The organism is Serratia sp. TSO36, assembly GCF_057808395.1.
The window spans coordinates 194524-220161 of the sequence record NZ_JBJZOU010000021.1 but is presented as its reverse complement, the minus strand read 5'-3'; the positions used below and the strand labels follow the sequence as shown (position 1 = coordinate 220161).

General features: G+C 59.7%; 29 protein-coding genes. 13 read left to right on the top strand and 16 right to left on the bottom strand.

Going from position 1 to position 25638, the window contains the following annotated elements:
* Position 1: 1 nt before the first annotated feature.
* A complete protein-coding gene (locus ACK3CV_RS18595; RefSeq protein WP_033635512.1) occupies positions 2 to 517 on the bottom strand; it encodes a hypothetical protein in 516 nt (171 codons plus the stop codon).
* Between the two features lie 272 nt (positions 518 to 789).
* Between ACK3CV_RS18595 and hda the strand changes: the two genes are divergently transcribed.
* Positions 790 to 1491 carry a DnaA inactivator Hda gene (gene hda / locus ACK3CV_RS18590; protein ID WP_025159568.1) on the top strand — a complete coding sequence of 234 codons (702 nt, stop codon included), beginning with the start codon at positions 790 to 792 and terminating at the stop codon, positions 1489 to 1491.
* Positions 1492 to 1498: 7 nt separating this feature from the next.
* Here the strand turns inward: hda and ACK3CV_RS18585 are convergent, their stop codons facing one another.
* From ACK3CV_RS18585 to ACK3CV_RS18565, 5 genes are all read right to left on the bottom strand, one after another.
* Entirely contained in the window at positions 1499 to 2044 is a 546-nt protein-coding gene (locus ACK3CV_RS18585) for a helix-turn-helix transcriptional regulator (RefSeq protein ID WP_164141472.1), read from the bottom strand.
* A gap of 13 nt (positions 2045 to 2057) precedes the next feature.
* Entirely contained in the window at positions 2058 to 2288 is a 231-nt protein-coding gene (locus tag ACK3CV_RS18580; RefSeq protein ID WP_033644019.1) for a hypothetical protein, read from the bottom strand.
* Positions 2289 to 2488: 200 nt separating this feature from the next.
* The gene (arsC, locus tag ACK3CV_RS18575; RefSeq protein WP_033648817.1) at positions 2489 to 2842 is read right to left on the bottom strand and encodes an arsenate reductase (glutaredoxin); all 354 of its coding nucleotides are present in this window, start codon (positions 2840 to 2842) and stop codon (positions 2489 to 2491) included.
* Between the two features lie 20 nt (positions 2843 to 2862).
* Positions 2863 to 4332, bottom strand: a complete 1470-nt coding sequence (bepA, locus tag ACK3CV_RS18570; protein ID WP_164141470.1) for a beta-barrel assembly-enhancing protease — start codon at positions 4330 to 4332, stop codon at positions 2863 to 2865.
* Between the two features lie 29 nt (positions 4333 to 4361).
* On the bottom strand, positions 4362 to 4586 hold the full coding sequence (locus ACK3CV_RS18565; protein ID WP_164030644.1) for a hypothetical protein: 225 nt from the start codon (positions 4584 to 4586) through the stop codon (positions 4362 to 4364).
* An 85-nt stretch (positions 4587 to 4671) separates the two neighbouring features.
* On the opposite strand from ACK3CV_RS18565, the gene ACK3CV_RS18560 reads away from it, so the two are divergent.
* Positions 4672 to 5211 carry an RrF2 family transcriptional regulator gene (locus ACK3CV_RS18560; RefSeq protein ID WP_004941666.1) on the top strand — a complete coding sequence of 180 codons (540 nt, stop codon included), beginning with the start codon at positions 4672 to 4674 and terminating at the stop codon, positions 5209 to 5211.
* A 159-nt stretch (positions 5212 to 5370) separates the two neighbouring features.
* Positions 5371 to 6579 carry an NAD(P)/FAD-dependent oxidoreductase gene (locus tag ACK3CV_RS18555; RefSeq protein ID WP_164141469.1) on the top strand — a complete coding sequence of 403 codons (1209 nt, stop codon included), beginning with the start codon at positions 5371 to 5373 and terminating at the stop codon, positions 6577 to 6579.
* 34 nt (positions 6580 to 6613) lie between these two features.
* Here ACK3CV_RS18555 and ACK3CV_RS18550 read toward each other — a convergent pair whose 3' ends face one another.
* Entirely contained in the window at positions 6614 to 7075 is a 462-nt protein-coding gene (locus tag ACK3CV_RS18550) for an Lrp/AsnC family transcriptional regulator (RefSeq protein ID WP_033635506.1), read from the bottom strand.
* A 193-nt stretch (positions 7076 to 7268) separates the two neighbouring features.
* Here ACK3CV_RS18550 and ACK3CV_RS18545 point away from each other — a divergent pair, with 193 nt between their 5' ends.
* A complete protein-coding gene (locus ACK3CV_RS18545) occupies positions 7269 to 7886 on the top strand; it encodes a LysE family translocator (RefSeq protein WP_164141467.1) in 618 nt (205 codons plus the stop codon).
* 20 nt (positions 7887 to 7906) lie between these two features.
* Here the strand turns inward: ACK3CV_RS18545 and ACK3CV_RS18540 are convergent, their stop codons facing one another.
* Complete coding sequence (locus ACK3CV_RS18540; RefSeq protein ID WP_033635504.1) at positions 7907 to 8359, bottom strand: GNAT family N-acetyltransferase; 453 nt, start codon at positions 8357 to 8359, stop codon at positions 7907 to 7909.
* Positions 8360 to 8752: 393 nt separating this feature from the next.
* Between ACK3CV_RS18540 and ACK3CV_RS18535 the strand changes: the two genes are divergently transcribed.
* Positions 8753 to 9835 (top strand): YncE family protein, encoded by a 1083-nt coding sequence (locus ACK3CV_RS18535; RefSeq protein WP_164141465.1) that lies wholly within the window; start codon positions 8753 to 8755, stop codon positions 9833 to 9835.
* Between the two features lie 56 nt (positions 9836 to 9891).
* Positions 9892 to 12087 carry a TonB-dependent receptor gene (locus tag ACK3CV_RS18530; protein WP_164038152.1) on the top strand — a complete coding sequence of 732 codons (2196 nt, stop codon included), beginning with the start codon at positions 9892 to 9894 and terminating at the stop codon, positions 12085 to 12087.
* A gap of 71 nt (positions 12088 to 12158) precedes the next feature.
* Here ACK3CV_RS18530 and ACK3CV_RS18525 read toward each other — a convergent pair whose 3' ends face one another.
* Positions 12159 to 12371, bottom strand: coding sequence for a hypothetical protein (locus ACK3CV_RS18525; RefSeq protein ID WP_033648813.1), 213 nt, complete (start codon positions 12369 to 12371; stop codon positions 12159 to 12161).
* A gap of 854 nt (positions 12372 to 13225) precedes the next feature.
* On the opposite strand from ACK3CV_RS18525, the gene ACK3CV_RS18520 reads away from it, so the two are divergent.
* Positions 13226 to 14302, top strand: coding sequence for an AI-2E family transporter (locus tag ACK3CV_RS18520; protein WP_033635501.1), 1077 nt, complete (start codon positions 13226 to 13228; stop codon positions 14300 to 14302).
* 43 nt (positions 14303 to 14345) lie between these two features.
* Here the strand turns inward: ACK3CV_RS18520 and bcp are convergent, their stop codons facing one another.
* Together bcp and ACK3CV_RS18510 are read right to left on the bottom strand one after the other, a co-directional pair.
* Positions 14346 to 14810 (bottom strand): thioredoxin-dependent thiol peroxidase, encoded by a 465-nt coding sequence (gene bcp / locus ACK3CV_RS18515; protein ID WP_033654587.1) that lies wholly within the window; start codon positions 14808 to 14810, stop codon positions 14346 to 14348.
* 2 nt (positions 14811 to 14812) lie between these two features.
* Entirely contained in the window at positions 14813 to 15418 is a 606-nt protein-coding gene (locus ACK3CV_RS18510; RefSeq protein ID WP_369919484.1) for a glycine cleavage system transcriptional repressor, read from the bottom strand.
* 110 nt (positions 15419 to 15528) lie between these two features.
* On the opposite strand from ACK3CV_RS18510, the gene dapA reads away from it, so the two are divergent.
* From dapA to ypfH, 6 genes are all read left to right on the top strand, one after another.
* Positions 15529 to 16410, top strand: coding sequence for a 4-hydroxy-tetrahydrodipicolinate synthase (gene dapA, locus ACK3CV_RS18505; RefSeq protein ID WP_164038155.1), 882 nt, complete (start codon positions 15529 to 15531; stop codon positions 16408 to 16410).
* A gap of 16 nt (positions 16411 to 16426) precedes the next feature.
* Positions 16427 to 17479, top strand: coding sequence for an outer membrane protein assembly factor BamC (gene bamC, locus ACK3CV_RS18500; protein ID WP_033648812.1), 1053 nt, complete (start codon positions 16427 to 16429; stop codon positions 17477 to 17479).
* Between the two features lie 170 nt (positions 17480 to 17649).
* A complete protein-coding gene (gene purC / locus ACK3CV_RS18495; protein WP_033648811.1) occupies positions 17650 to 18363 on the top strand; it encodes a phosphoribosylaminoimidazolesuccinocarboxamide synthase in 714 nt (237 codons plus the stop codon).
* Between the two features lie 209 nt (positions 18364 to 18572).
* Positions 18573 to 19436, top strand: coding sequence for a KPN_02809 family neutral zinc metallopeptidase (ypfJ, locus tag ACK3CV_RS18490; RefSeq protein WP_033635497.1), 864 nt, complete (start codon positions 18573 to 18575; stop codon positions 19434 to 19436).
* Positions 19437 to 19492: 56 nt separating this feature from the next.
* Positions 19493 to 21505 (top strand): tRNA(Met) cytidine acetyltransferase TmcA, encoded by a 2013-nt coding sequence (locus ACK3CV_RS18485; RefSeq protein WP_164038157.1) that lies wholly within the window; start codon positions 19493 to 19495, stop codon positions 21503 to 21505.
* A gap of 120 nt (positions 21506 to 21625) precedes the next feature.
* Complete coding sequence (gene ypfH / locus ACK3CV_RS18480; protein ID WP_164038160.1) at positions 21626 to 22315, top strand: esterase; 690 nt, start codon at positions 21626 to 21628, stop codon at positions 22313 to 22315.
* A gap of 30 nt (positions 22316 to 22345) precedes the next feature.
* On the opposite strand, the gene ACK3CV_RS18475 is transcribed toward ypfH, so the two are convergent.
* From ACK3CV_RS18475 to ACK3CV_RS18455, 5 genes are all read right to left on the bottom strand, one after another.
* Positions 22346 to 22531, bottom strand: coding sequence for a YpfN family protein (locus ACK3CV_RS18475; RefSeq protein WP_004941720.1), 186 nt, complete (start codon positions 22529 to 22531; stop codon positions 22346 to 22348).
* A gap of 2 nt (positions 22532 to 22533) precedes the next feature.
* Complete coding sequence (locus tag ACK3CV_RS18470; RefSeq protein ID WP_033648808.1) at positions 22534 to 23208, bottom strand: M15 family metallopeptidase; 675 nt, start codon at positions 23206 to 23208, stop codon at positions 22534 to 22536.
* Positions 23205 to 24332, bottom strand: a complete 1128-nt coding sequence (gene dapE / locus ACK3CV_RS18465; RefSeq protein ID WP_033648807.1) for a succinyl-diaminopimelate desuccinylase — start codon at positions 24330 to 24332, stop codon at positions 23205 to 23207. The genes ACK3CV_RS18470 and dapE overlap by 4 nt, the downstream gene beginning before the upstream one ends.
* Positions 24329 to 24715, bottom strand: coding sequence for an ArsC family reductase (locus tag ACK3CV_RS18460; RefSeq protein ID WP_164141463.1), 387 nt, complete (start codon positions 24713 to 24715; stop codon positions 24329 to 24331). Before ACK3CV_RS18460 ends, dapE begins: the two co-directional genes overlap by 4 nt.
* Positions 24716 to 24969: 254 nt before the next feature.
* The gene (locus ACK3CV_RS18455; protein WP_033648805.1) at positions 24970 to 25521 is read right to left on the bottom strand and encodes a LuxR C-terminal-related transcriptional regulator; all 552 of its coding nucleotides are present in this window, start codon (positions 25519 to 25521) and stop codon (positions 24970 to 24972) included.
* Between the last annotated feature and the right edge of the window lie 117 nt (positions 25522 to 25638).

Below are 25638 nucleotides of genomic sequence, written 5' to 3'. Positions count from 1 at the left end.
CTTATTGCTGGGTGGCCGGCTGCGTATCGCCGTTTACCGCCGCATCGGTCTCTTGTTTCAACTCTTGCGCTTTGTTTTCGGCGCTGCTCTTGATGGCTTCGGTCTTGGCCTTGGCCTGCTCGGTCAGATCGTTGGCGCCGTTGATGGCGTCGTTCTTGATGGCTTTAGCCTGATCCACCAACTGCTGGCTCTGTTTGCCTGCGTCGTCTTTGATCGCGGCGGCTTTGGCCTTGGCGTCGTTGGTGATGGCGTCCGCCTGTTTGGCAGCTTCATCTTTAATCGCCGAGGCTTTGTCTTTCAGCTGGTCAGCCTGGGTGGCGGCCTCTTTTTTGATTTCATCCGCCGTTGCTTTCGCCTTGTCCGTCAGATCGTCCGCTTTTTTCTGGGCGGCGTCTTTCATCTGCTCGGCGCTGTCTTTGGCTTTATCCAGGTTGGCGTCAACCTTGGACGAGTCATCACAGCCGGCAACCAACAACCCGATAAAGGAGGCCAACAGCACTTTATTCCATACTTTCATCGTCTATATCCTTGCAGAAACCTTGTTGATGGTGATTGCATTTAGCCTACCTATACTAGGTCAGATTTTACTTAAATTACAAATTTAACCTGCGCAGGCATGGAGTTAGGGAATGATATCGGACAATTCTTGCCTTGGCGGACACCTCAGCCGATCAAGCGGCGCTTAGGCATTGCTCACTATTGCGGCATAAGATCCTGCCGGTTCAACAGCGCCCGTTTTCTGTGTTAAACTGCCCACGTTTTTCTGCCAGTTTTGGTTGAGGTGCTTCTCTGAATACGCCGGCACAGCTTTCACTGCCACTTTATCTTCCCGATGATGAAACTTTCGCCAGTTTTTATCCGGGTGAGAACCCATCCCTATTAGCCGCGATCCAATCCGCCGTCCGTCAGGAACATGGCAGCTATATCTATTTTTGGTCGCGTGAAGGCGGCGGGCGCAGCCATCTGCTGCATGCGGCCTGCGCCGAGCTTTCGCAGAAGGGCGAGGCGGTGGGCTATGTGCCGCTCGACAAGCGCGCCTACTTCGTGCCTGAAGTGTTGGACGGCATGGAACAGCTGGCGCTGGTCTGCATCGACAATATTGAATGCATCGCTGGCGACGAAGAGTGGGAGATGGCGATCTTCAACCTCTACAACCGCATTCTGGAAACCGGCCGCACCCGTTTGTTCATCACCGGAGATCGACCACCGCGCCAGTTGAACCTGCGTTTGCCGGATCTGGCTTCGCGCCTGGACTGGGGGCAGATCTACAAGCTGCAGCCGCTGTCGGACGAAGAGAAACTGCTGGCGCTGCAGCTGCGCGGCAAACTGCGCGGCTTCGAGCTGCCGGAAGACGTGGGCCGTTTCCTGTTGAAACGGCTGGATCGCGAGATGCGCACGCTGTTTATGACCCTCGATCAACTCGATCGCGCCTCGATCACCGCCCAGCGCAAGCTGACCATCCCGTTCGTTAAAGAGATCCTGGGGCTGTAGCGAGCCATCAAACCTGTTTTTCTGCATGTTCCAGCAGGGAGCTGTAGTGCTCAACCTGCTGGCGTTGCCGATCGCTTCGCAGTTGCAAAGCGAGATTGATATGTTCCAGACACTGCGCATTGTCTGCAAGTCGTGGGTCGATTTTCCCTTGTTGCGCCAACCAGGCCGCCACGTCAGCCCAGCGCCATAACGGTGAGGCGCCGCCGAGCCGTTGAATGGGGGAAGGGAAGCCGCCGGGGCCGCGAGTCCCGTCTTTTAGCATCGCGATCGCCTGACGCGACAGTTCAGTGAGCTCGGCAATATCGCTTAATCCCACCAGGCTGGAGTCTACCGATATCACCTTGGCGCCAATATTTGCAGACTCAATATCACTGATGGCGCTGCAAATCGCGTGCGCAAAGTTATCGCTTTCTCGATCGAACTCCAGGTAGACGGTTTTACCGTAGAAACAGATCAGCGCGTCATCGCATCCCGCTGCATGCAGCGCATCCTCCAACCCGGTGGTATCCGCGGTCACTCCATCTAGCGTCAATGAGAAATGAAAGAGCGTCATGGTGATTCTCCGGTTATTTTTTCTGCGACAGCGCCAGGCAGTGATCGACTTTGCGCCGAATCTGTTTGGCATGTACCTCTGGATTTTTCGGCGTGCTCCAGATGCTCATCATATGTTCTTGATGTCCGGCAAAGGCGCAATGCAGTCGTCCAAATGCGTGCCCTTTGCTGGGGCGAAAATGCCACCCCTGAGAAAGGGCGTAAGCTAATGCCGCCTGGATATGCTTGTCTGGGTGTTTTTTCATCGCTCGTCCAGTGATGCGATTAGGGTAGGCGGGGTGTTGACGATTGTCAACACCTGTCTTGCCGTGAGGCTCGGCATTTGTGCAGCATAGCAACAGGAGAAGTTGAGGATGATGAAAAATATTTATATAACAAACAATTAAAAATAGCCCTGTTCAGGGCTATTGGTATGTTACGGCTCAATAAGAGGCGGGTTGACCGTTTACAAAATCTCCAGCACCTGCTCCGGCGGCCGGCCGATGCGCGCCTTGCTGCCTTTCACCACGATCGGGCGTTCGATCAGTTTCGGGTTCGCCGTCATCGCCGCCAGCAGCTGTTCTTCGCTCAGGCTGTCGTCCGCCAGCTTCAATTCCTTGTACAGGTCTTCTTTCTTGCGCATCAGATCGCGCGCCGATGTGAAGCCCAGTTCCTTCAACAGCTTTTTCAGCTCATCGGCCGACGGGGGCGTTTCAAGGTACAGCACCACCTTGGGATCGACGCCGTGCTGTTCCAGCAGCGCCAGGGTTTCACGGCTCTTGGAGCAGCGCGGGTTGTGGTAAATCGTGACGTTTTTCATGGCGTTCATTCCTTGTTGCATCAGCTGCGCTGGTATTGGCGGAAGCGCTGTTGCAGTTGGCGCAGCTGGTCGATGCGCGCATCGTAGCGCGCCTGTTTCAGGCTGCCGAGTTTCTGCAGCGAGCTGGCATTGCTGAGCAGGCCGATGGCCTGATCGAGCCGGCCGGTCAGCGCCAGGCTTTCGGCGCGGGCCGACAGTTCTTCATCGCGCAGCCCTTGGGCGGCGCTGGCCTGCGCCAGCAGATCCCAGCCGTTCGGATCGTCCGGATGGGCAAAGGTGTAGCGGTTCAGGATCTTCGAGGCCTGCGCCGGCTGGTTGCCTTCGACATAGGCGTTGGCCAGGTTGAGCTGCAGCACCGGGTTGTTGCTCTGGGCGGCGTTGGCCGCCTGCAGCCGGGCGATGGCCTGCGGCGCGCGTTTCTGGCCGAGATCGATGTCGGTCATCAGGTCGATCAGCCAGACGTTTTTCGCATCCTGCGCCAGCATCGGTTGAATGATGTTGCGTGCGTCGTCGTATTTTTTCGCTTCATAGAACAGGATGGCGCGGCCGTATTTGGCGGCCGCCTGTTCGCGCACATTGCCCTTGCTGAGCGAGCCGAGCAGCTCTTCGTTCAGGCCATAGCCCTCCGAACTGTACATGCCCAGTGCGCGCACCTTGGCCATCAGGTAATCCTGCGAAGACTGCACGATGTGTTTCGGCATCTGGTTGGCGCGGTTGCGCGCGTCGGAAAGGCGGCTGTCCGGCAACGGGTGCGTCAGCAGCATTTCCGGCGGTTTGGAGGCGTAGCGTGACTGATCCGAGAGCTTCTGCAGGAAGTCGGGCATCGCTTCCGGATCGAATCCGGCGCGCTGCAGCACCTGAATGCCGATGCGGTCGGCTTCCTGTTCGTTCGACTGGGTAAAGCTGATCATGCCCTGCTGGGTGCCGGCCAGGGTGCCGCTCAGCGCCGCCATGCCCATGGTCGGGTTGGCCATCGCCAGCAGGATGGAGCCGAGCGCGCCCACCCAGGTCAGCGGGGCGTTGCGCTGCTGATCTTCCATTGCGCGCGCCAGGTGGCGCTGGGTGACGTGCGAGATTTCGTGTGCCAGCACCGAAGCCAGCTGGCTTTCGTTGTCGCTGACGCGCAGCAGCGCGGAGTGCAGCACCACGTTGCCGCCGAAGAAGGCGAAGGCGTTGATCTCGTCGTTGCGCACCAGATAGAAATGGAACGGCGTGCGCACCGAATAGGCGCTGGCCACCAGCCGGTTGCCCAACTGGTTGATGTACTGGCTCAGCAGCGGATCGTTGATCAGCGGGGCGCTGGCGCGCAGTTGGCGCACGTAGAAATCGCCCATCGCCAGCTCTTGTCCGATGCTCAGGGTGCCGCCGGCGGAGGTGCCCATATCCGGCAACTGATCCTGGCTTTCCGCCTGTGCTGGCGCCAGGGAGGTGGCGTTCAGCGTGCCGAGCAGCAGCACCGCTAACGCGGTTTTGGTCAACCGGTTGGTCATAGTCAGGCGTTTCCCTTAAATAATCATTTCTAAGACGTCAGCAGCAGACAAGAGTTCTTTATTCCCGCGGCGCAATCCGCGCGAAAGTGCGGCGGCTCACAAACCGCGGCGGCGGCACCCATCACATCATAGTCAGCCGCAGGCGACAAGGAAACGTTAGCCGGGCGCGGATCGGGCAAAAAAGTTTTATTTTTCATTTTGAAGGGCGTTTTTTCGTCGCTGGCGGCATGCATCTCGAATAAAACGCGGATCAACTTTGTCTGCGTTTTATTGACAAGAGAAACGCAGACTCATATAGTCTGCGTTATTGAAGATTCATTGACGGTCGAAAACGGACACATGGCGTACATCACAACCAGCGTTGAATATGGCATCCACTGCCTGCTGTGGCTGGTCGGCGATAACCAGCGCGCGCTCAGCAGCCGCGAACTCGCCGAGCTGCAAGGCATCTCCCCCAGCTTTCTGGCCAAGATTTTCCCCAAGCTGGAAAAGGCAGGGATCGTCGCCGCCAGTGAAGGGGTGCGCGGCGGTTATCGTCTGGCGCGCCCGGCGGACGAGATCAGCTTCCTGGAGATCATCGACGCCATTGAAGGGCACAAGCCGCTGTTCGATTGCCAGGAGGTGCGCGGGCGCTGTGCGGTGTTCGACGATTCCCCGCCGGATTGGGCGGTTTCCGGCAAATGTGCCATCCACGCGGTGATGCTGCAGGCGGAGAAGGCGATGCGCGACGCGCTGGCGGCGCAGACCCTCGGCGCCGTCGCGGCCCGCTTTGGCCGCAAGGCGCCGCAGGGCTTCTTCGGTGAGGTCAACCTCTGGCTCGACGAGCGCATGACGGAACGCACCGCGCGCAGCGGCAAAACGGCGCGCGCCAAGACCTAACCACCGCCTTTCCTTAAAGCGAAACACACTTTTTCCCGCCTCTTCGGAAGGGGCGGGCGGGCCTTCTGCACCCTGTTACGGGAGCGGAACGGCATCGTTCATCCGAAAACTTGCGGGCAGCCTTATCGCCCGGTTAACCCTGTATGAAGGAGTCATCCCATGACGCAGAAAATAGTGATTGCCGGTTCCGGTTTTGCCGGTTTTTGGGCCGCCGTGTCCGCCATGCGCGCCATTAACATCGCCGGTAAGCATGGCGAGATCGAGGTGCTCATGGTTTCGCCGACGCCCACGGTCACCATCCGGCCGCGCCTGTATGAAGCGGTGCTGGAAAACATGAACCCGGACATTTCCGCGCAGCTCGCCGCCGTCGGCGTGCGCCACCTGGCCGGGACGGTAGAACGCATCGACGCCGCCGCCAAAACGCTCACGGTGGCGCAGGCGACGGGGGGATCCCTTGAGCTGGCCTACGACCGCCTGGTGTGGGCCACCGGCAGTCGGCTCTCCGTGCCTGCGGTGCCGGGCTTTGCCGAATACGGTTTCAACGTCGATACGCTGGAAAGCGCGCAGCGTTTGGATGCCCATATCAAAGCGCTGGCGGCCAAACCCTCGACGCCGGCGCGCAACACCGCCGTGGTGGTGGGTGCGGGGCTGACCGGGCTGGAGAGCGCGGCGGAGATGCCGCAGCGGCTGCGGGATGCGCTGGGCAAAGACGAGAACGTGCGCGTGGTGATCGTCGATAGCGCGCCGGAAGTGGGCGCCGGGATGGGGGCGGAGCCGGGGGCGGTGATACGCCAGGCGCTGGCGGAGTGCGGCGTGGAAGCGCGGGCCGGTCTGCGCGTCTCGGCCATCGACGCCGAGGGGGTGATGCTGTCGAACGGTGAGCGCATCGCCGCCAACACGGTGATCTTGGCGGCGGGCGTGCGGGCGCATCCGCTGACCGAGCAGATCCCCGGCGAGCGCGACGGCAACGGCCGGGTGATCGGCGATGCCTTCCTGCGCGCGCCGGCGGCGGCGGGCATTTTCGTGACCGGGGATACGGTGAAGGCGGCGACCGACGATCTCGGCAACCACAACCTGATGACTTGCCAGCATGCGATGAGCCTTGGCCGCGTGGCCGGCCACAATGCGGCGGCGGAGCTGGCGGGATTGCCGACGCACCCGTACAGCCAGCCGAAGTATGTGACCTGTCTGGATCTGGGGCCATGGGGCGCGCTGTATACCGAAGGCTGGGATCGCCAGGTGTGTTTTACCCGTCAGGAAGGCAAAAAGATTAAGCAGGAGATCAACACGCAGTGGATTTATCCACCGGCGGCGGATCGCGAGGCGCTGTTCGCCGTAGCCAATCCGGATTTCGTGATTGTGCCTTAAAGAAGTCAAAACGGGAGCGGCAACGCTCCCGTCGTCATTTTCCCAGCGGCAGGAACGAGCGCTCCGGCACCACGGTCTTCATCACCAGCGTGGAGCTCAGGCGCTGCACGCCCGGCAAAGCGGAGAGTTTCTCGTCGTAAAGCTGTTGAAAGGCGGGCAGATCGCGGGCGATCACGTGCAGCAGATAGTCCGGATCGCCGAACAGCCGCTGCGCCTGCACCACCTGGGGAATGTCCATCATGGCGTTTTCGAAAGTTTCAACGGCGCGGCGATCGCCTTCGCGCATGGTGACGAACACCAGGGCGGAAAAGTTATAGCCCAGGCTGCCGGGATCGAGCTGGGCGCGGTAACCTCTGATCACCCCGGATTCCTCTAACGCCCGCACCCGGCGGTGGCAGGGGGATACGCTCAACCCGATCCGCTCGGCCAGCTCGGTCACCGACAAACGGCCGTCGGCCTGCAGTTCAGCAAGAATCTTGCGATCAATCTTATCCATTTAGAAGAATTTCCCCACTTATGCCGATTTCAGGCAAGTAATTGAAAGCACATTTTAATCCCTTGAGGATATTCTTGCCATCTGTTGAACGGTTTTGACGGCCGCCGCGGCAGGCGGGGCCGTTCTTCTTCCACGAGGAAAGCGCAATGGTTCTCTGTTCTGTGTGGCGCAGCGCGTTTGAGAGGGCGGCGGCATGACGCTCGCTCTGTTCGCCGCTTTTTGGGCGGTATCGATTTTATTGGTGATCACGCCGGGTATGGATTGGGCCTATGTGATCTCGGCGGGCATTCGCGGCCGGGTGGTGGTGCCCGCCGTCGCCGGCTTGCTGTTTGGCCATTTGTTGATGATTGCGATCGTAGTGGCGGGCGTCGGCGCGCTGCTGGTCGGCAACCCGCTGGCGCTGACGGCGCTTACCTTGCTGGGAGCGGCTTACCTCTTGTGGATCGGTTGCAACATGCTGCTGCACCCGCCGGTGCCCGGCGCCGGTGAAGATCAGCGTTCCGATTCCTGGCTGCGCTGGGCCGGCAAGGGCGTGTGCGTCAGCGGCCTGAACCCCAAGGTGTTTCTGCTGTTTTTGGCGCTGCTGCCGCAGTTTACCGACGCCCGGGCCGAATGGTCGGTGCCGATGCAGATGCTGGCGTTGGGCGTCGTGCATTTGATCAGCTGCGGCCTGGTGTATCTGCTGGTGGGATTCGGATCGCAGTCGATACTGCGCACGCGCCCACAGGCCGCGAAGGTGGTGGGGCGCATCTCCGGCGCGGCGATGATCGTCATCGCCCTCGGGCTGCTGGCCGAGCAGGCGCTGAAATAGCGCCTGGTCAGCGAAAACACCTATCGTCGGTAGATGTCCGGCCGGGCGATCTGCCAGACAAAGTCGGGGCGGTTGATGGCGCTATAGCCCACTTTTTCATAGAGCCAGGGGGCGGTGCTGGTGACCAGCATGACTCGGCGCAGCGTCGCCATCAGCGGATGGGCCTGGCAGCATTCCGCCAGCCACAGACCCAGCCCGCTTTTTTGGTACGTTTCCAGCACGTACACGTCGCACAGATAGCCGAAAGTGGCGTAATCGGTAACCAGCCGGGCGAAACCGATCTGCCTGGCGCCGTGATACAAACCGAAGCACAGGCTGTGGGCGAGGGACTGGCGGACGGTCTCTTTATCAATGCCTTCCGCCCATGACGAACGGGTCAGAAATGCATGGATGGCATCGAGATCCAGCAGAGCGGGATCGGTGCTGACGAGATAGTCCGCACGCTGCCACTCCCGTGGGGCAGGGGTTGTCATGAGGGGGCTTCTCCTGTTTGTCTGTTCGCTCGTTGTTAAGTGCCTGTACGCAGGGTGAGGCCGTTTATCGACGGTGTAAGGCGAGATAACCATGCACGGCACCGGGATCGATAGCTGGCGTATTGGTTTTGATAATACGAGATGTCGCCATGACTTTTAGAGAAGGAAGGAAAATAATTACGCTTGATTGCGTAAATAATAATGAGTATGTTTCTCATTCTCTTTGTTGTTCGCGGGCGCACGAAGGAGTTATTAGCCTGCATTAGCGTGATGGTTGATTCACAGGGAAACACTGAGACGCGCGGTGGCGCTCATTTCTCGTGATGAGAAAGCTCAAAACTAAACTGCAGAGCCCGCCGTAAACACCGTTTTGAATGGTCAAGGATTTCCCCGATGAAAATGAAAACCTCTGTGCTCGCCCTGCTGACGGGGATGGCGCTCAGCGGCTGCACGCCGCACCAAACCTCTTCCTCTTCCCCTGCCGTGCAGCCTCTGGCGCAAGCGGCGCAATCCGACAGCATCGTCAAACGCCAACTGGCTTATGGCTTGTATGAAATGGCGCTGACGCCAGGGGGAGATACGCTGTACGTCGCCAGCGCCGAAAGTTTTAAAGATGTACAGGGTGGCGTGGTCTATAAGCTGGACGCCAAGACCCTGAAAACCCTTGGCACGACGCATACCGATCTGAAAAATTTCGCCATGCAGGCCTCTGCGGATGGGAAAACCCTTTATGTCAGCAATTCGCTGGACGGCGGTATCAGCGCAATCGGCGCCGCCGACGGTAAGGTGAAAGGGCGTTTGCTGTTCAGCGAGCGCAATGAGAAAGGGTTGCCGTATGGTGCGCGCCAAATTCTGGCTCACGACAACACGCTGTATTTGGGGGCGGTGGCCGACCCGGCGCAAATTTGGGTGGTTGACGCTGAATCGCTCAAGCTGAAAACGCGCATTAAAAATACCGGCAAATGGATGACCGGCCTGCATTACTCCGAACAGACCCAACGCGTGTATGCCGCCAATGGCAGCGGCGAGATCCTGGTGATCAACCCGCGTTCCAACCGCATCGAAAAACGCTGGAAACCGTTGGGAGACCAACCCGCACTGCTGCTCAATATGGCGGAGGACGAGGCTACCGGTCGTTTGTTCGTCACCGACAACTCCAAAGCGAAGACCACGCTGGTCTTGGATATTCACACCGGGAAGTTATTGAAGCGGCTTGATGTGGGCGACTCTTTGGCTGTCGTTTTCAATCCACGGCGCAACGAAATTTACATCTCGCAGCGTGAATCCGGCAATGTGCTGAGCCTGGATGCGACGACCTATGCGGTGAAACAGCGCTGGCCGCTGCCGCCGAATCCAAACAGCTTGCTGCTGTCGGCAGACGGCCAGACATTGTTCGTTACGGTCAAACAGCCGTTTAACAAAGATCATTCCACTCAGGGGCCGGACAGCGTGGTTCGCATCGCGTTGAATAAATAAGCCCCATCGGCCCGGCGACGGGCCATTTAACTTTTATCCTCATTCATGAGTGAATTATGCACAACACCAGTACAACGAATTTCCCTTTACGTAAAACGCTGCTGGCGCTGACTATTGGCGCGCTGAGCCAGGGGGCGCTGGCCGCAGACGGCGACGCCAAGAAAAACCAGGAGGACACCCTGGTTGTCCGGGCCGAAAAACACGGCGATTTCAACTCCGGCGGCAATGATTTGGTTCCCGCCTATCTGGATGGACAGGTCGCCCACGGCGGCCGCCTGGGAATGTTGGGCGAACAGAAAGCGATGGACGTTCCGTTCAACGTCATAGGTTATACCGCGAAGCTGGTACAGGATCAGCAGGCGAAGACCATCGCCGACGTGGTCAGCAACGACGCGGGTGTACAGGCGGTGCAGGGGTACGGTAACTTCGCCGAAACCTATCGTATCCGCGGTTTCCAACTGGACGGCGACGACATGACGATGGGCGGGCTGCCGGGCGTGGTGCCGCGCCAGGTAATGGATACCCAGATGCTGGAGCGGGTGGAGATCTTCAAAGGGGCGAACGCCCTATTGAACGGCCTGGCTTCCAGCGGCGTTGGCGGCATGATCAATCTTGAACCGAAGCGGGCGGAAGAAACGCCGACCACCCAGTTCGGCCTCGACTACACCTCCGATTCTCAGGTGGGCGGCACGCTGGATCTGGGCCGCCGTTTTGGTGACGACAACCAGTTTGGTGCTCGCGTCAACCTGGTGCACCGTGAGGGTGAAACGGCGGTTGAGGATGATAAGCGGCGCACGACGCTGGCATCGGTTGGGCTGGACTATCGCGGCGATCGTTTCCGTTCATCGTTGGACTTCGGTTATCAGAAAAAGACTTTCCATGGGGGAACGATGGGGGTCAACATCAGCGGCATCGATGTGATACCCGCGGTGCCTGACACCCGTAAAAATTACAGTCAGCAGTGGGGCTACAGCGATATCGAGAACGAATTCGGCATGGCGAAAGCGGAATATGATTTAACCCGCGACTGGAAGGCCTATGCCGGCTTGGGCGCGCAGCACGGCCATGAAACCGGTGTTTACAGCGCACCGAAGCTCATCAACGCCAACGGCGACGCCACGGTTGGGCGCCTGGACACCAACCGCATTATCGACGCTTTCAGCGGCATGGCGGGGCTTGAGGGCAAGTTCACGACCTGGGCGGTTTCGCATCGGGTCAACGTCGGCTATTCCGCGCAGATTAAACGCGACAAAACCGCGTGGCGCATGTCCGCCAACAATCCGACGACCAATATCTACGATAACCATGATGTCGCAATACCGGACAACGCCTATTTCGGCGGCAACTACAGCGATCCGCTGACCACGGCGCGTAACCGGACGCAGGGCTGGTTGTTCAGCGATACGTTGGGCTTTTTCGGCGACCGGGTGTTGTTAACGGCGGCGGCGCGCCATCAGAAAGTGGTGGTGCGTAATTACAGCAACGCCACCGGCCTGGAGGATACCGCCTCCCGTTATACGCAAAGCCGCTGGATGCCGACGTTCGGGCTGGTCTACAAGCCGTGGGAAACGGTGTCGCTTTATGCCAACCATACCGAGGCGTTGCAGCCTGGCGGCATTGCGCCGAAAGAGGCGGCTAACTTCGGGCAGAGTACCGGTATCGCCCGTTCCAAGCAAAATGAAGTGGGCGTGAAAGTTGATTTCGAACGCGTGGGCGGCTCGTTGGCGCTGTTTGAAATCAAAAAGCCGGCCACCATGATCGACAGCAACAACTACTACACGTTGAACGGCGAGCAACGTAACCGCGGCGTGGAGTTGAATGTATTTGGCGAACCGGCCTTCGGCCTGCGCCTTAACGGCAGCGCTACCTGGCTTTCGCCCGAGCTGACCAAAACCCAGGGCGGCCGTAACGATGGCAAAGACGCTATCGGCGTAGCGCACTTCTACGCGGTGCTGGGGGCGGAATACGATATCAGGCCGGTCGATGGCCTGACGGCGACGGCGAAAGTGCGGCATACCGGTTCGCAATATGCCGACTCCGCCAATACCAAAAAGCTCGATAGTTTCACGACCTTGGATCTCGGCCTTCGCTATCGCATGCGTTTGAATGAGGATCAAAATACGCTGGTATGGCGTGTGGGGTTGGACAACGTCACGAACGAGAAGTATTGGTCCGGCGTAGAAAGCAATGGCACTTACGTCTTCCAGGGACAGGCGAGAACGCTGAAAGCGTCGGTAACTTACGACTTCTAAGCGATACAGAAACGACGGCGGCCCACATGTGATGGGCCGTCGGTTTCTTCGTCCCGGGGGATCGTTTTTCACTATGACCGATGGGTGAGCACGCTGATCAGATCCAGCGCGTCGTCCGCCGCCGCGATTTCGCTTTCGCTGAGCGCCTGCCGTTCGATGAAGCTTTCGATGGCTTCCAGCAGGGAGAAGACGCTGATTTCATCCCCTATCTTCACGACTTCGCAAACGCCACGCCCGATCGCCAGACAGATGGCTTCATCAAATTCACACGGTTTGCTGTTCATCTTTTTTCCCCTACGGCGTTTGGGATGATATCGGCCATGCTACCGGTTTTTGCCCGGCGGCTGTCTGACGAAAATCTCATTTTTTCGTTGATGCTGGCGGGCCCACGATCGCGTGCAGTGGCGAAATTCTGATTTCCTCACCGTGGCCAAATTTCCCTTGTGACCGCCGTGCCGGCGCGGTATTGTCGCCAAATGACGACAATACCGCCTCATTGTCCGCATAAAAAATTCATGACGTTATCATCCCTTCATCCCGCTGCCGTGCGGGATTTTTTTATGAGGTTTATCTCAAAGTGCGGATAACCTCGACGCGATCGCTTGCCATGCTCTGGGAATAATCCTAGCTTGAAATAGTCATTTAGGGTTAGCAATCCCTCATGACCTCCTTGTAACACTTGATGCACCAGAACGTTTTCTCCCCCGCTGCGGCGGGGGTTTTTAATGACGTGCATCAGAAAAGGCCGCAACGCAAGAACCGACAGAGTTCGTGACGATAATCAGTTTAAGCATCAGGGGATGGGAAAATGAAAAATGATCTGGCGGCGGCGATCGCGATTGGCTGTGTGCTGTTGTTCGCATTGGCGGTCGGTTCGCCTCTTTCTATCGGTACCTCGCTGTAATCTTCCGCGGCCCCGTTCGGGGCCGCTCACCGCGCCTGTCGCCGCGTCTGCGGATTTTTGCGCCGATCGCCTGCCCACGCGATAAAATCAGCCAAATTGCGGTTGATGTATGGCGAACTTTGAGTACTCTGAGTGCTTTGCACACCTCGCGTGCGCCCGTTCTATCTATGCTTTAATCACGCCCATCACAGGAATCGCCATGCCCGCCCGTCAAACCTCGAGGAGCCCGCTCTGATGCTGGAGATGTTATTACAGTGGTACCGCCGCCGCTTCACCGATCCGCAGGCTATCGCGCTGCTGGTGATCCTGGTTGCCGGCTTCCTCATTCTCTATTTTCTGCACGGCATTCTGACCCCGTTGCTGGTCGCCATCGTGCTGGCCTATCTGCTGGAGTGGCCGACCGCGCGCCTGCAGCGCATCGGCTGTTCGCGCACCTGGGCGGCGAGCATCATGCTGCTGGTGTTCGCGGGCGTCGCCATGCTGCTGGTGTTCGTCGTCGCGCCAACCGCCTGGCAACAGGGCATCAATCTGATGAGCGATCTGCCGGGCATGCTCAACCAGTTCTATAACTTCGCCGCGACGCTGCCGAAGCGTTACCCGGCGCTGGTGGATGCCGGCATCATCGACATGATGGCGGAAAACCTGCGCAGCCGGCTGTCCGGCATGGGCGAGTCGGTGGTGAAATTCTCGCTGGCGTCGCTGGTCGGCCTGCTGACGTTGGCTATCTACCTGATCCTGGTGCCGATGATGATGTTCTTCCTGCTGAAAGACAAAGAGCAGCTGCTGAACGCGGTGCGCCGCGTGCTGCCGCGCAATCGCGGCCTGGCGGGGCAGGTCTGGAACGAGATGAATCAGCAGATCACCAACTATATTCGCGGCAAGGTGCTGGAGATGGTGATTGTCGGCGTGGCGACCTACCTGGTGTTCGCCGTGCTGGACATGCGCTATTCGCTGCTGCTGGCGGTGCTGGTGGGCTTCTCGGTGCTGATCCCCTACATCGGCGCGGTGCTGGTCACCATACCGGTGGTGGTGGTGGCGCTGTTCCAGTGGGGCGTCGGCGCCGATTTCTGGACGCTGATCGTCGCTTATCTGGTGGTGCAGGGGCTGGACGGCAACCTGCTGGTGCCGATCCTGTTCTCCGAAGCGGTCAACCTGCACCCGCTGGTGATTATCCTTTCTGTGATCGTGTTCGGCGGGATGTGGGGCTTTTGGGGGGTGTTTTTCGCCATTCCGCTGGCGACGCTGGTGAAGGCGGTGATTCACGCCTGGCCGGATGAACTGCGGGTCGAGGTGGAAGACGAGGCCGGCTGAGAGGGAATAACGAAGCGCAGCAGGCCGCTGCGCTTCGTGAGATTTACTGCTGCAGGTAGTTCAAAACGATGTCGTGGTGATTGGTGGTTTTGAAATCATCAAACACTTTTTCAATCTTGCCTTTGCCATCGATCAGGAAACTGATGCGGTGAATACCGTCGTAGGTCTTGCCCATGAAGGTTTTCTCGCCCCACACGCCAAACTGTTGCGACACCTGATGATCTTCATCAGACAACAGCGTGAAGTTGAGCAGCTCCTTTTCGGCGAAGCGCGACAGTTTTTCCGGTTTGTCGGTGCTGATGCCCAGCACTTCGACGCCGGCCTTTTTCAATTCGTCCATGTTGTCCCGCAGGCCGCAGGCTTGCACGGTGCAGCCCGGCGTCATCGCCTTCGGATAGAAGTAAACCAAAACTCGCTGTCCCTGGAAGTCGGCCAAATTAATTTCCTCACCGTCCTGGTCAGGCAAACTAAATTTCGGCGCTGTGTCACCGGCTTTCAATGGGCTCATCACTACTCTCCATCTTTCTCGTCATGCTGTGGATAGTTCACCACGCTAATACTGCCTTGCGCGTTCAATTCTGTACATAGGCGATGGAAGGCTTGCTCAATATTTGAGGCGTCCCGATCGCCGGAACTGTGGGCGGTGATTTGGATATACAGCTGCGGCGGCAGGTCGCCCTCCGCCGGCTGCGTGCGCGAGACCAGTTCGGCGATATTCATCTGGCTGGAGTCGAACAGATCGGTAAAGCGTTCGATGATGTGCGGCGAGTCCTTCACTTCCACCTGCACCCACACCGTGGCCGGCATCGGCGGCCTTTCGTGCGAGTTTGTGCGTTTCATCACGATCAGCAGATCCAGCTCCGCGCCTTTTTGCGGCAGGGTGGATTCGATCAGGGTGATGGCGTTCCAGCTGCCGGACAGCAGCATGATGAACGTGAACTCCTCTCCCAGCATGGCCAGACGGCTATCTTCGATATTGCATCCGCAACTGCTGACGTGGCGGGTGATGGTATTGACGATTCCGGGGCGGTCGGCGCCGAGCGCGGTAATCACGAGATAGTGTTCGTCTGACTGAGGCAAAATAGCGCTTCCTGTCGTGCTTAATGGGGTTACCATGGTAAACATAAAAAAAACCGCCTGCCAAGCGCTTACAACGCGGTTGTGCGCTTGCTTTTGGATAGGCAGCAAAAGTACCATGAGTGACTTGTTTGTGGAGGGGACGGCCAATGTTTACGGGAAGTATTGTTGCACTGGTTACGCCGATGGACGACAAAGGTGCTGTCGATCGCGCGAGCCTGAAAAAATTGATCGATTATCATGTAGCCAGTGGCACCGCGGCGATCGTTTCCGTAGGGACCACCGGCGAGTCCGCAACGCTTGCCCATGACGAGCACGTTGACGTGGTGCTGCAGACGCTGGAGCTGGCTGACGGCCGCATTCCGGTGATCGCCGGCACCGGCGCCAACGCCACCGCCGAAGCCATCGCGCTCACCACCCGCTTCGCCAACACCGGCGTGGTGGGCTGCCTGACGGTGACGCCGTACTACAATAAGCCGACTCAGGAAGGGCTGTATCAGCACTTCAAGGCGATCGCCGAGAGCACCGAGCTGCCGCAGATCCTGTACAACGTGCCTTCGCGCACCGGCTGCGACATGCTGCCGCCGACCATCGCTCGGCTGGCGAAAATCAAGAATATTGTTGCTGTAAAAGAAGCGACGGGGAACTTAAGTCGCGTTAGTCAGATCCAAGTGCTGGTTGACGATGAAGACTTCATTTTGCTGAGCGGCGACGACGCCAGCGGGCTGGACTTCATGCAACTGGGCGGCAAAGGGGTGATTTCCGTGACGGCCAACGTGGCCGCGCGCGAGATGGCGGAACTTTGCGTGCTGGCGGCGCAGGGCAAGTTTGCGCAGGCGCGCCGCTTAAATCAGCGCTTGATGCCGTTGCATCAGGATCTATTTGTAGAAGCAAACCCAATTCCGGTGAAGTGGGCCTGTAAGGCGTTGGGATTGATGGCAACCGATACGCTGCGTCTGCCGATGACGCCGTTGAGCGAAGCCGCCCGCCCGGTGGTGGAGCGCGCGCTGAAAAGCGTCGGTTTGCTGTAACTCTAAGGGAAATTTGATGGCTTATTCATTGCAAAAGTCGACGGTAGCAAAAGTAGTGGGCATCTCTTTGGTGATGATGCTGGCGGCCTGCAGCAGCGATCAGCGCTACAAGCGCCAGGTCAGCGGCGACGAGGCCTACCTCGACGCGGCTCCGCTCAAGGCGCTGAACGCGCCGTCCGGCATGATCCTGCCGGTGCAGAGCGGCAACTATGACGTTCCCGCCACGACGCTGCAAGGCAACGTCGGCAAGCAGTTGGACATTCGTCCGCCGGTGCAGCCGTTGGCGCTGCTGAGCGGTTCTCGCGCGCAATACGCCGGCGACAGCGGCACGCTGCTGCTGGAAAACAGCCCGCAGAACCAGAACCTGTGGTCGCGCGTGGTCAGCCTGCTGCAGGCGAAGAACATCGCGATCGCTTCGCGCCAGGACGCCGGTCAGACCCTGACCACCGACTGGGTGAAGTGGAACCGTCTGGACGAAGACAACCAGTACGAAGGCCGTTATCAGATCAGCGTGCAGCAACAGGGCTACCAGCAGGCGCTGGTGGTGAAAAGCGTTGGCCTACAGCAGCAGGGCAAGACCGAACAGGTGACCGATCAGTCTGAAATCCAGCGCTACAACGGCATGATGATCAACACCCTGATCGAAGGCCTGGACAAGCAGGACAACCTGGCGAGCAGCCAGACCGCCAGCCGTTTCGGCGCGCTGGACGTGCAGAGCGGCGCCGATGACACCGGCCTGCCGATGCTGGTGGTGCGCGGCCCGTACACCGTGGTGTGGGATCGCCTGCCGCCGGCGCTCGAAAAACTGGGGATGAAAGTGGGTGACCGCAGCCGTCCGCAGGGCACCGTCGCCGTGACCTACAAGTCCCTGAGCAGCAGCGATTGGGATGCGTTGGGCGTCAAGGATCCTGAACTGGCGGAAGGGGATTACAAGCTGCAGGTCGGCGATCTCAACAACCGCACCAGCCTGCAATTCATCGATCCGAAAGGCAAACCGCTGACCCAGTCGAAAAACGACGCACTGGTGGCGGCATTCCAGTCTGCCTTCAGTAAGACCAGCGTTAACTAATCGAAAAGGGGCTGCGGCCCCTTTTTGTTTTGTCTATACGGTATCGTTTGCGTCGCAGGTTTGGCACAATAGTGCCCGGCACGCCAAAGAATTCATTAGGTCAATTCTATACCCCCTAATTTCGGGCCGCGCTCGGGAGACATCGGGGATACATCACTGGAGTAAGTAAGATGCAAAAGCTAGCTGAGCTGTATCGCGGAAAGGCAAAAACCGTTTACACCACCGAGAATCCCGATCTGTTGGTGTTGGAGTTCCGCAACGATACGTCAGCACTGGATGGTCAGCGCATTGAGCAGTTCGATCGCAAAGGCATGGTGAACAACAAGTTCAACCATTTCATCATGAGCAAACTGGAAGAAGCCGGCATCCCGACCCAGATGGAGCGTATGCTGTCCGACAACGAAGTGCTGGTGAAAAAGCTGGACATGGTGCCGGTGGAATGCGTGATCCGCAACCGCGCCGCCGGTTCGCTGGTGAAGCGTCTGGGCATCGAAGAAGGCCTGGTGCTGAACCCGCCGCTGTTCGATCTGTTCCTGAAAAACGACGCCATGCACGATCCGATGGTCAACGAATCCTACTGCGAAACCTTCGGCTGGGTGAGCAAAGCGCATCTGGCGCGCATGCGTGAGCTGAGCTACCGCGCCAACGACGTGTTGACCCAGCTGTTCGACGACGCCGGCCTGATCCTGGTCGACTTCAAGCTGGAGTTCGGCCTGTTCAACGGCGAAGTGGTGCTGGGCGATGAGTTCTCGCCGGACGGCAGCCGCCTGTGGGACAAAAACACCCTGGACAAGATGGACAAAGACCGTTTCCGTCAAAGCCTGGGCGGCCTGATCGAAGCCTATGAAGAAGTGGCGCGCCGCATCGGCGTGAAGCTCGACTAAGCGTCGGCACCGCCATTCGGGGCGATCCGGCCGGATCGTCCCGCTATTCTGCGTTTTTCCAGAAAATTTCTACATTTCCTCTGCGGCAGACCATTTATAATAATGGATGCGAGATGACTAAAACCTATCCCACTCAGGCTTGAAGCTGCCTTTGCGCTTACCATCGCGGCGCAACTTCAACGAGCAGGGGAAATATCTGGAGTATATTTATGCGTTGGCAAGGGCGTCGGGAAAGTGACAATGTTGAGGATCGTCGCGGGCAATCTTCAGGTTTGGGCGGCGGCGGCTTCCGCGTGCCGGTGCGCGGCAAGGGCGGCATCGTCATTCTGGTGGTGGTGCTGGTGGCCGGCTATTACGGCATCGATCTGTCGCCGCTATTGAACGGCGGTAACGTTGCGCCGCAGGGGCAACAACAGAGCGCCAACATCAGTCCGAAAGATGATGAGCTGGCCAAATTCACCTCGGTGGTGCTGGCCTCGACCGAGGACAACTGGAAAGAGATTTTCCAGCGCATGGGCAAAACCTACCAACCGCCGAAGCTGGTGATGTATCGCGGCGTGACGCGCACCAGCTGCGGCACCGGTCAGGCGGCAATGGGGCCGTTCTACTGCCCGGGTGACAGAACGGTGTATATCGATCTGTCTTTCTATCAGGACATGAAAACCAAGCTGGGCGCCGGCGGTGATTTCGCTCAGGCCTATGTGGTGGCGCACGAAGTCGGCCACCACGTGCAGAACCTGTTGGGCATCGAGCCCAAGGTGCGCCAGATGCAGCAGGGCGCCAGCCAGGCGGAAGTGAACCGTCTGTCGGTGAAAATGGAGCTGCAGGCGGACTGTTTCGCCGGGGTGTGGGGCAAATACGCCGAGAAGCAGCAGATGCTGGAAGAGGGCGATCTGCAGGCGGCGCTGAACGCCGCGCAGGCGATTGGCGACGATCGGTTGCAGCAGCAGAGTCAGGGCCGCGTCGTGCCGGACAGCTTCACTCACGGTACCTCGCAGCAGCGCTACACCTGGTTTAAACAGGGCTTCGACAGCGGCGATCCCAATACCTGCAACACCTTTGCATCCCGTTAACGCCTCAAGTGCCGGAGCCTGACTCCGGCATTTTTTTCGGATTGAGATACAGCCTTATGTTACAGGCAGCGCAACAACTCATGCGGCGGCAGGGCATCCGGCGCCTGCTGGTGCTCAGCGGTGAACCCGGCTGGTGCCGCGAACAGGCACAGCGGCTGGCGGCGACGCTGCCGGGCGACTGGCCGTGGGTGGGGGAAAACCCGCCGCCCGGCCTGACGGCGTTGGCGAGCGGCGCGGTGCGCCAACTGCTGGGGCAGGAACGGCTGCACGCGGTGTTCGACGCCGGCCAATCGCTGGACGTGGAGGCATTGGCGGCGCTGTGCGGCGCACTGCGCGCCGGCAGCTGGCTGCTGCTGCTGACGCCGCCCTGGCGGCAATGGTCTCAGCTGCCGGACGGCGACAGCTTGCGCTGGAGCGATTGCCCACAGCCGATCACCACCCCGCATTTCATTCACCATCTGCAGCAGCACCTGGCCGACGACCGAGAAGTGACGATCTGGCGGCAGGATGAGCCTCTGACGCTCGCCGAGCTGCCGGCGCGCGAGGGTTGGCTGCCGCCGGATGGCCGGCCGACCGGGGAGCAACAGGCGATCTTGACGGCGCTGCTGCAGGCCGAATCCGGCGTGTGGGTGCTGACCGCCGCCCGTGGCCGCGGCAAATCGACGCTGGCCGGCATGCTGGTGGCGCAGTCGCCGCTGACCTGTTGGATCACCGGACCGAGCCGCGCCGCCACGGAGGTGGCCGGGGAATGGGCGCAGGGGCGCGCGCAGTTTTGGGCGCCCGATGCCTTGCTGGCGCAGTGTCGGGAGGGGGACGTCAGCGCCGTGGGCTGGCTGCTGGTGGATGAAGCGGCGGCGATCCCCGCGCCGCTGTTGCAGCAGCTGATCGGTTATTTCCCGCGCGTGCTGCTGACCACTACGGTGCAGGGGTATGAGGGCACCGGCCGCGGTTTTCTGCTGAAGTTTTGCGCTGGGCTGCCGTCTTATCAGGCATTGAGCCTGCAACAGCCGATGCGCTGGGCACAGGGCGATGCGCTGGAACGGGTCACGGACAATGCGCTGTTGTTCAATGAGCTGCCCGCCTGGCCGGCGGATGGCCAGGCGATCGATTACAGCCAGGCAGAGCAGCGTGAGCTGTGCGCCGATCCGCAGCGGCTGGCGCGTTTCTACGCCCTGCTGAGCAGCGCGCATTACCGCACCTCGCCGCTGGACTTGCGCAGGCTGATGGATGCGCCCGGCATGCATTACGGGCTGGCGCAGGCCGGGCCAGAGGTGGTCGGCGCCGTGTGGCTGGTGGACGAAGGTGGCTTGAGCGCCGAGTTGGCGCACGATGTGTGGGCCGGCCGCCGTCGGCCGCGCGGCAACCTGGTGGCGCAGTCGCTGGCGGCGCACGGCGGCCAATGGTGGGCGCCGACGCTGCGTTCACGGCGCATTACCCGCATCGCGACGCTGCCGGCGCTGCGGCGGCAGGGTATCGCGCGTCAGCTGATCGAACGGCAACGCCGCCAGGCGCAGGGGCTGGATTTCCTGTCGGTCAGCTTCGGCTATACCGAGCCGCTGTGGCGCTTTTGGCAATCCTGCGGTTTCGAGCTGGTGCGCATCGGCAGCAAGCCGGAGGCCAGCAGCGGCTGCTATACCGCGATGGCTATTTTACCCTTGAGCGAGCAAGGGGAGGCGCTGCGGCACGCGGCGCACAAGCATCTGGCGCGCGACTGGCCCTGGTTGCGGCAGCGCATCGAGCTCGCGCTGGCGATCCCGGGCGACGACGGCGATACGTCGCTCGGCGAAGAGGACTGGCGCGAGCTGGCCGGGTTCGCTTTCGCCCATCGGCCGCTGGAGGCCAGCCTGGGGGCATTGCAGCGTTTGCTGTTGGCCAGCAATTTGCCGCTGCCCGCGCTGCGCGGCCATCTGCAGCGGCGGCAATCCCCGGCGGCCTGCGCGGAGCAGGCGGGCGTCAGCGGCCAGAAAGCCTTGCTGCGCCACTGGCGGCACGAAACGGCGCAGGCGCTGGAACAGCTGAATGCGCAGCACTGCCGCTACTGGCGCGACTGGGCGCAGTCGTTGCAATAAATTGAACAACTCGCTCAATAAAACCCGATTTTCCCGCTTTCTCAACGGCGTATAGTCACTGTCAGCGGTGCGGCGGCGACTGTCCTCGCACCAGGTTTGGTTACTATTAAGGAGTCATCGATGAAACATGAGCATTTCGTTGTCCAAAGTCCGGCGACCCCGGCGGCGCAGCTGATCTTGCTGTTTCACGGTGTCGGCGATAACCCGGTGGCGATGGGGGAGATCGGCAGCTACTTCGCCAAAGAGTTTCCTCAGGCGCAGGTGGTGAGCATCGGTGGCCCCGAAGCGTTTGGCAACGGCGCCGGGCGCCAGTGGTTTTCGGTGCAGGACGTGACCGAAGGGAACCGCGCGGCCCGTATTGCAGACGTGATGCCGCAGTTTGTGGCGGTGGTGCGCCATTGGCAGCAGTTGAGCGGCGTGGGCTATGCCGGCACGGCGCTGGTGGGGTTCTCGCAAGGGGCCATTATGGCGCTGGAAGCGTTGAAAGCGGAAACCCGGCTGGCCGGGCGCGTGGTGGCGTTCAGCGGGCGTTTCGCCCAGCTGCCTGAACAGGCTTTCGGCGACAGCGTGGTGCATTTGATCCACGGTGCAGAGGACGCGGTGATCGCGGTGCAACACGCTCACGCGGCGGCGGAAGCGCTTCGGGCCGGCGGCGCCGATTTCACGCTGGACGTGGAGGAAAACGTCGGGCACGCGATCAACCAGGGCATGATGAACGCCGCGCTGGAAAGGCTGCATTATTATGTGCCGCAGCGCTACTGGGACGAGGCATTGTCCGGCAAGCGCGGCGAGCTGATCGCCTTTCGCTAAAAACTCAGGGCGCCGATAAGCGCCCTGGTGTCATTTCTTTTTCGGCCAGTCGTCTTCGTCATCCCACTGGGCATTATTGTCGCGGTGCGGCGGTATCTCCGGCTTGTTGGCCAGATAGCTTTTCACGTCGACGCGGCGCAGTTCCTTGATGCCGCTGACGACCATTCCCACCAGAACCAGCAGGATAATCCACCAGTAATCAGCTAACCATTGCATAGCTACTCCTTTACTTCACTGCGTATAAAACGCGAAAAAATCGAGGGCAGATGGCGTTCGAGCCATTCGGCACCGGCGACCTCCTTGTCTTGCCAGGCCGCCAGCAACAGCGCCGGGGTCAGCAAGCGTTCGGCCTCTTGCGCCAGCGGCCGGTAGCTCAGATGCCACGGCTCTACCGCCACGCCACCGCTGTCTTCGGTAAAGGGGCGGTAGAAACCGAACTCGGCCATATGTGCCGTCAGCCACTGGTTGAGCGGCGCAAAGTAACCGCCTTCTTCATATTCCCACGGCTCCAGCTGCAGCTTTTTCCCTTCCGGCAGCAGCGACGGATCGTACACATCCAGATCGCTGCCCCAGTGATGGCGGCTGGCGCCCGGCAGAGCCGACCAGCGCAGGATCGCCTCACAGCGCTCAGCGGCGGGCAGCGGCGCGACGTCGATCGGGCGGCTGTCCTTATCTAATACTGGCCGCTGGCCGCAGAATTTGCCATTCCAGATCGCCAACTGCCGGTCGAAATCGCGGAAGGTGCTGGCGGGTTGGAGATCGAATCCCGCCTCACGCGCGGCCTGCTGCATCGCCAGGAAGGCGTTGACCGCCTGCGGCTGCAGCCGATGGTTCCCGCTCAGCGGCGCCAGGTGTTCGGTTGAGCGGCCGGTGAGCATCTCTGCGTTGATCATGCGACCAATTGCTCCATGATGCGTTGATACATGCGGCTCAGCAGCTGCAGATCTGCGGCGTTGACGCATTCGTTGACCTTGTGGATGGTGGCGTTGACCGGCCCCAGCTCCACCACCTGCGCGCCCATCTGCGCGATGAAGCGGCCGTCGGAGGTGCCGCCGGTGGTCAGCAACTGCGGCGTCAGTTCAGAATAGTGCTCGACGGCGTTGACCACCGCATCCACCAGCGCGCCGCGCGAGGTGAGGAACGGTTGGCCGGACAGCCGCCACTCGATGCTGTAGTTCAGCTGGTGGCGTTCAAGCAGCTCTTCCACGCGCTGCTTGATCATCGCATCGGTCAGCTCGGTGCTGAAACGGAAGTTGAACTGCACATAAAGATCGCCCGGGATCACGTTGTTGCTGCCGGTGCCGGCCTGCACGTTGGCGATCTGCATGCTGGTCGGCGGGAAGAACTCGTTGCCGCGATCCCATTCGATCGCCACCAGTTCATTCAGCGCCGGCATGGCGCGGTGCACCGGGTTGTCCGCCAGGTGCGGATAGGCGACGTGCCCCTGTACGCCGTGGATATGCAGGTTGGCGGTGATGGAGCCGCGTCGGCCGTTTTTCACCACGTCGCCGACGCGCTCGGTGCTGGACGGCTCGCCGACCAGGCAGTAATCCAGCCGCTCGTTGCGCGCCATCAGCGCTTCGACCACCTTAACCGTGCCGTGGGTGGCGCTGGCCTCTTCATCCGAGGTGATCAGGAATGCCAGGCGGCCCCGGTGATCCGGGTTGGCGGCGACAAATCGCTCGGCGGCCACCACCATTGCGGCCAATGAACCTTTCATGTCCGCCGCGCCGCGGCCATACAGCATGCCGTCGCGGATCGCCGGTTCAAACGGCGGGTTGTCCCAACGCTTTTCATCGCCGGTTGGCACCACGTCGGTGTGCCCGGCAAACGCCAGGGTTTGCCCTTCGCCGCGCCAGGCCCAGAAATTCTGGGTGTCTTCGAAGTCCATCGCTTCGACGGTGAAGCCGATTGCCTGCAGACGATCGATCATCAGCTGCTGGCAGCCTTCGTCATTCGGGCTGAGGGAAGGGCGCTTGATCAGCTGCTGGGCCAGTTCGATAACCGGGCAAGTCATACGGCGACCTCGGCGATAAATTGCTGGTAAGCGTCGGCGTTAAAACCGAGCAGGGCGCGGCTGTTGCCGTCGTCCAGCAGCGGGCGTTTAATGATTGCCGGCTGCGCCAGCATCAGCGCGATGGCGGCGTCGGCGTTATTGCAGGCGTTGCGCTGCGCTTCATCCAGCTTGCGCCAGGTGGTGCCGCGAGTATTGAGCAGCGGCTCCCAACCCAGTTGCGCGACGAAACCGCGCAGCTGCTGTTCGGTCAGGCCGTCGGCGCGGTAGTCGTGAAAATGATAGGCCACGCCCTGATCTTCCAGCCAGCGGCGGGCTTTCTTGATGGTGTCGCAGTTTTTGATGCCGTACATCGTCAGCGTTGTCTGTTGCGGTTTGTTTGCCATGGCGTAAAGCTACCTGTCTCGTCGAGTCGATACTGGGCGGCGGGCGCGGTCTTAGGCCTTCTCGCCGCCCGGCGATAGCAGAGATAATGCCAGTAAAGCGGCGGCGAGATCCAGACAACGATGCGCGCGAGATGCGATTGAGCACCAGGGAGAGAAGTTGGCAATGTGGTTGAACGGCAGACTTCGCCGACGGTGCTTGTAAAAGACGCCGGCGAACGCGTTCAGCCGCCAATGCGGATCTGGGCTCAGAGGAACTATTCTTTATTAATTTTTATATTTAAACGATCGGTTAAACACCGTACGCGGGTAATATGCAACAGCGGTTTTATTCTGCTGGCGCCAAGCTTTTTCATGATTCTCGATTTGTAATGATTGGCGGTTTTGTTTCTTATATTCATAGCGTTGCTGATATCGGTCAGCGATTTTCCCGTCGACCACTCCGACAGGAAAAGGGACTCGCGCCGGGAGAGCTGCGGCGGCTCGGTATAGTGACTGTAGCGCGTATATAAATCGCCGATCAGGTGGCTGAAACGGCTTAAAGATATAAGGTTTGATAATATAATGGTCTTATTGTCGACAATCACCATCTCATGCGGGCAGTCGGTAATAATGACTATTTTGTAGGTTTTGGGGTTGGCATATTCATCGCGGTAACGCGCTTCAAAATTGGCGAGGGTGACATCGATAAAACAGACCCTTCTGCGGTTAAAGTCGGCTGGCGTGTTTTTTTCTGACCATGTTTGATTTATCAGTTGTCTGATACCGATAATGGTATAGGTACATTCGCTGAAAATATCGATCTTCATATTATTATAATCCTTTATTTTTTATTCCCGGTGGCGACGGTTATCTTAAAGTATAAAAATAGAAATAATCGAAATAATTAAATGTTGAATTATTTCCGATGATGAATCTCAACATTT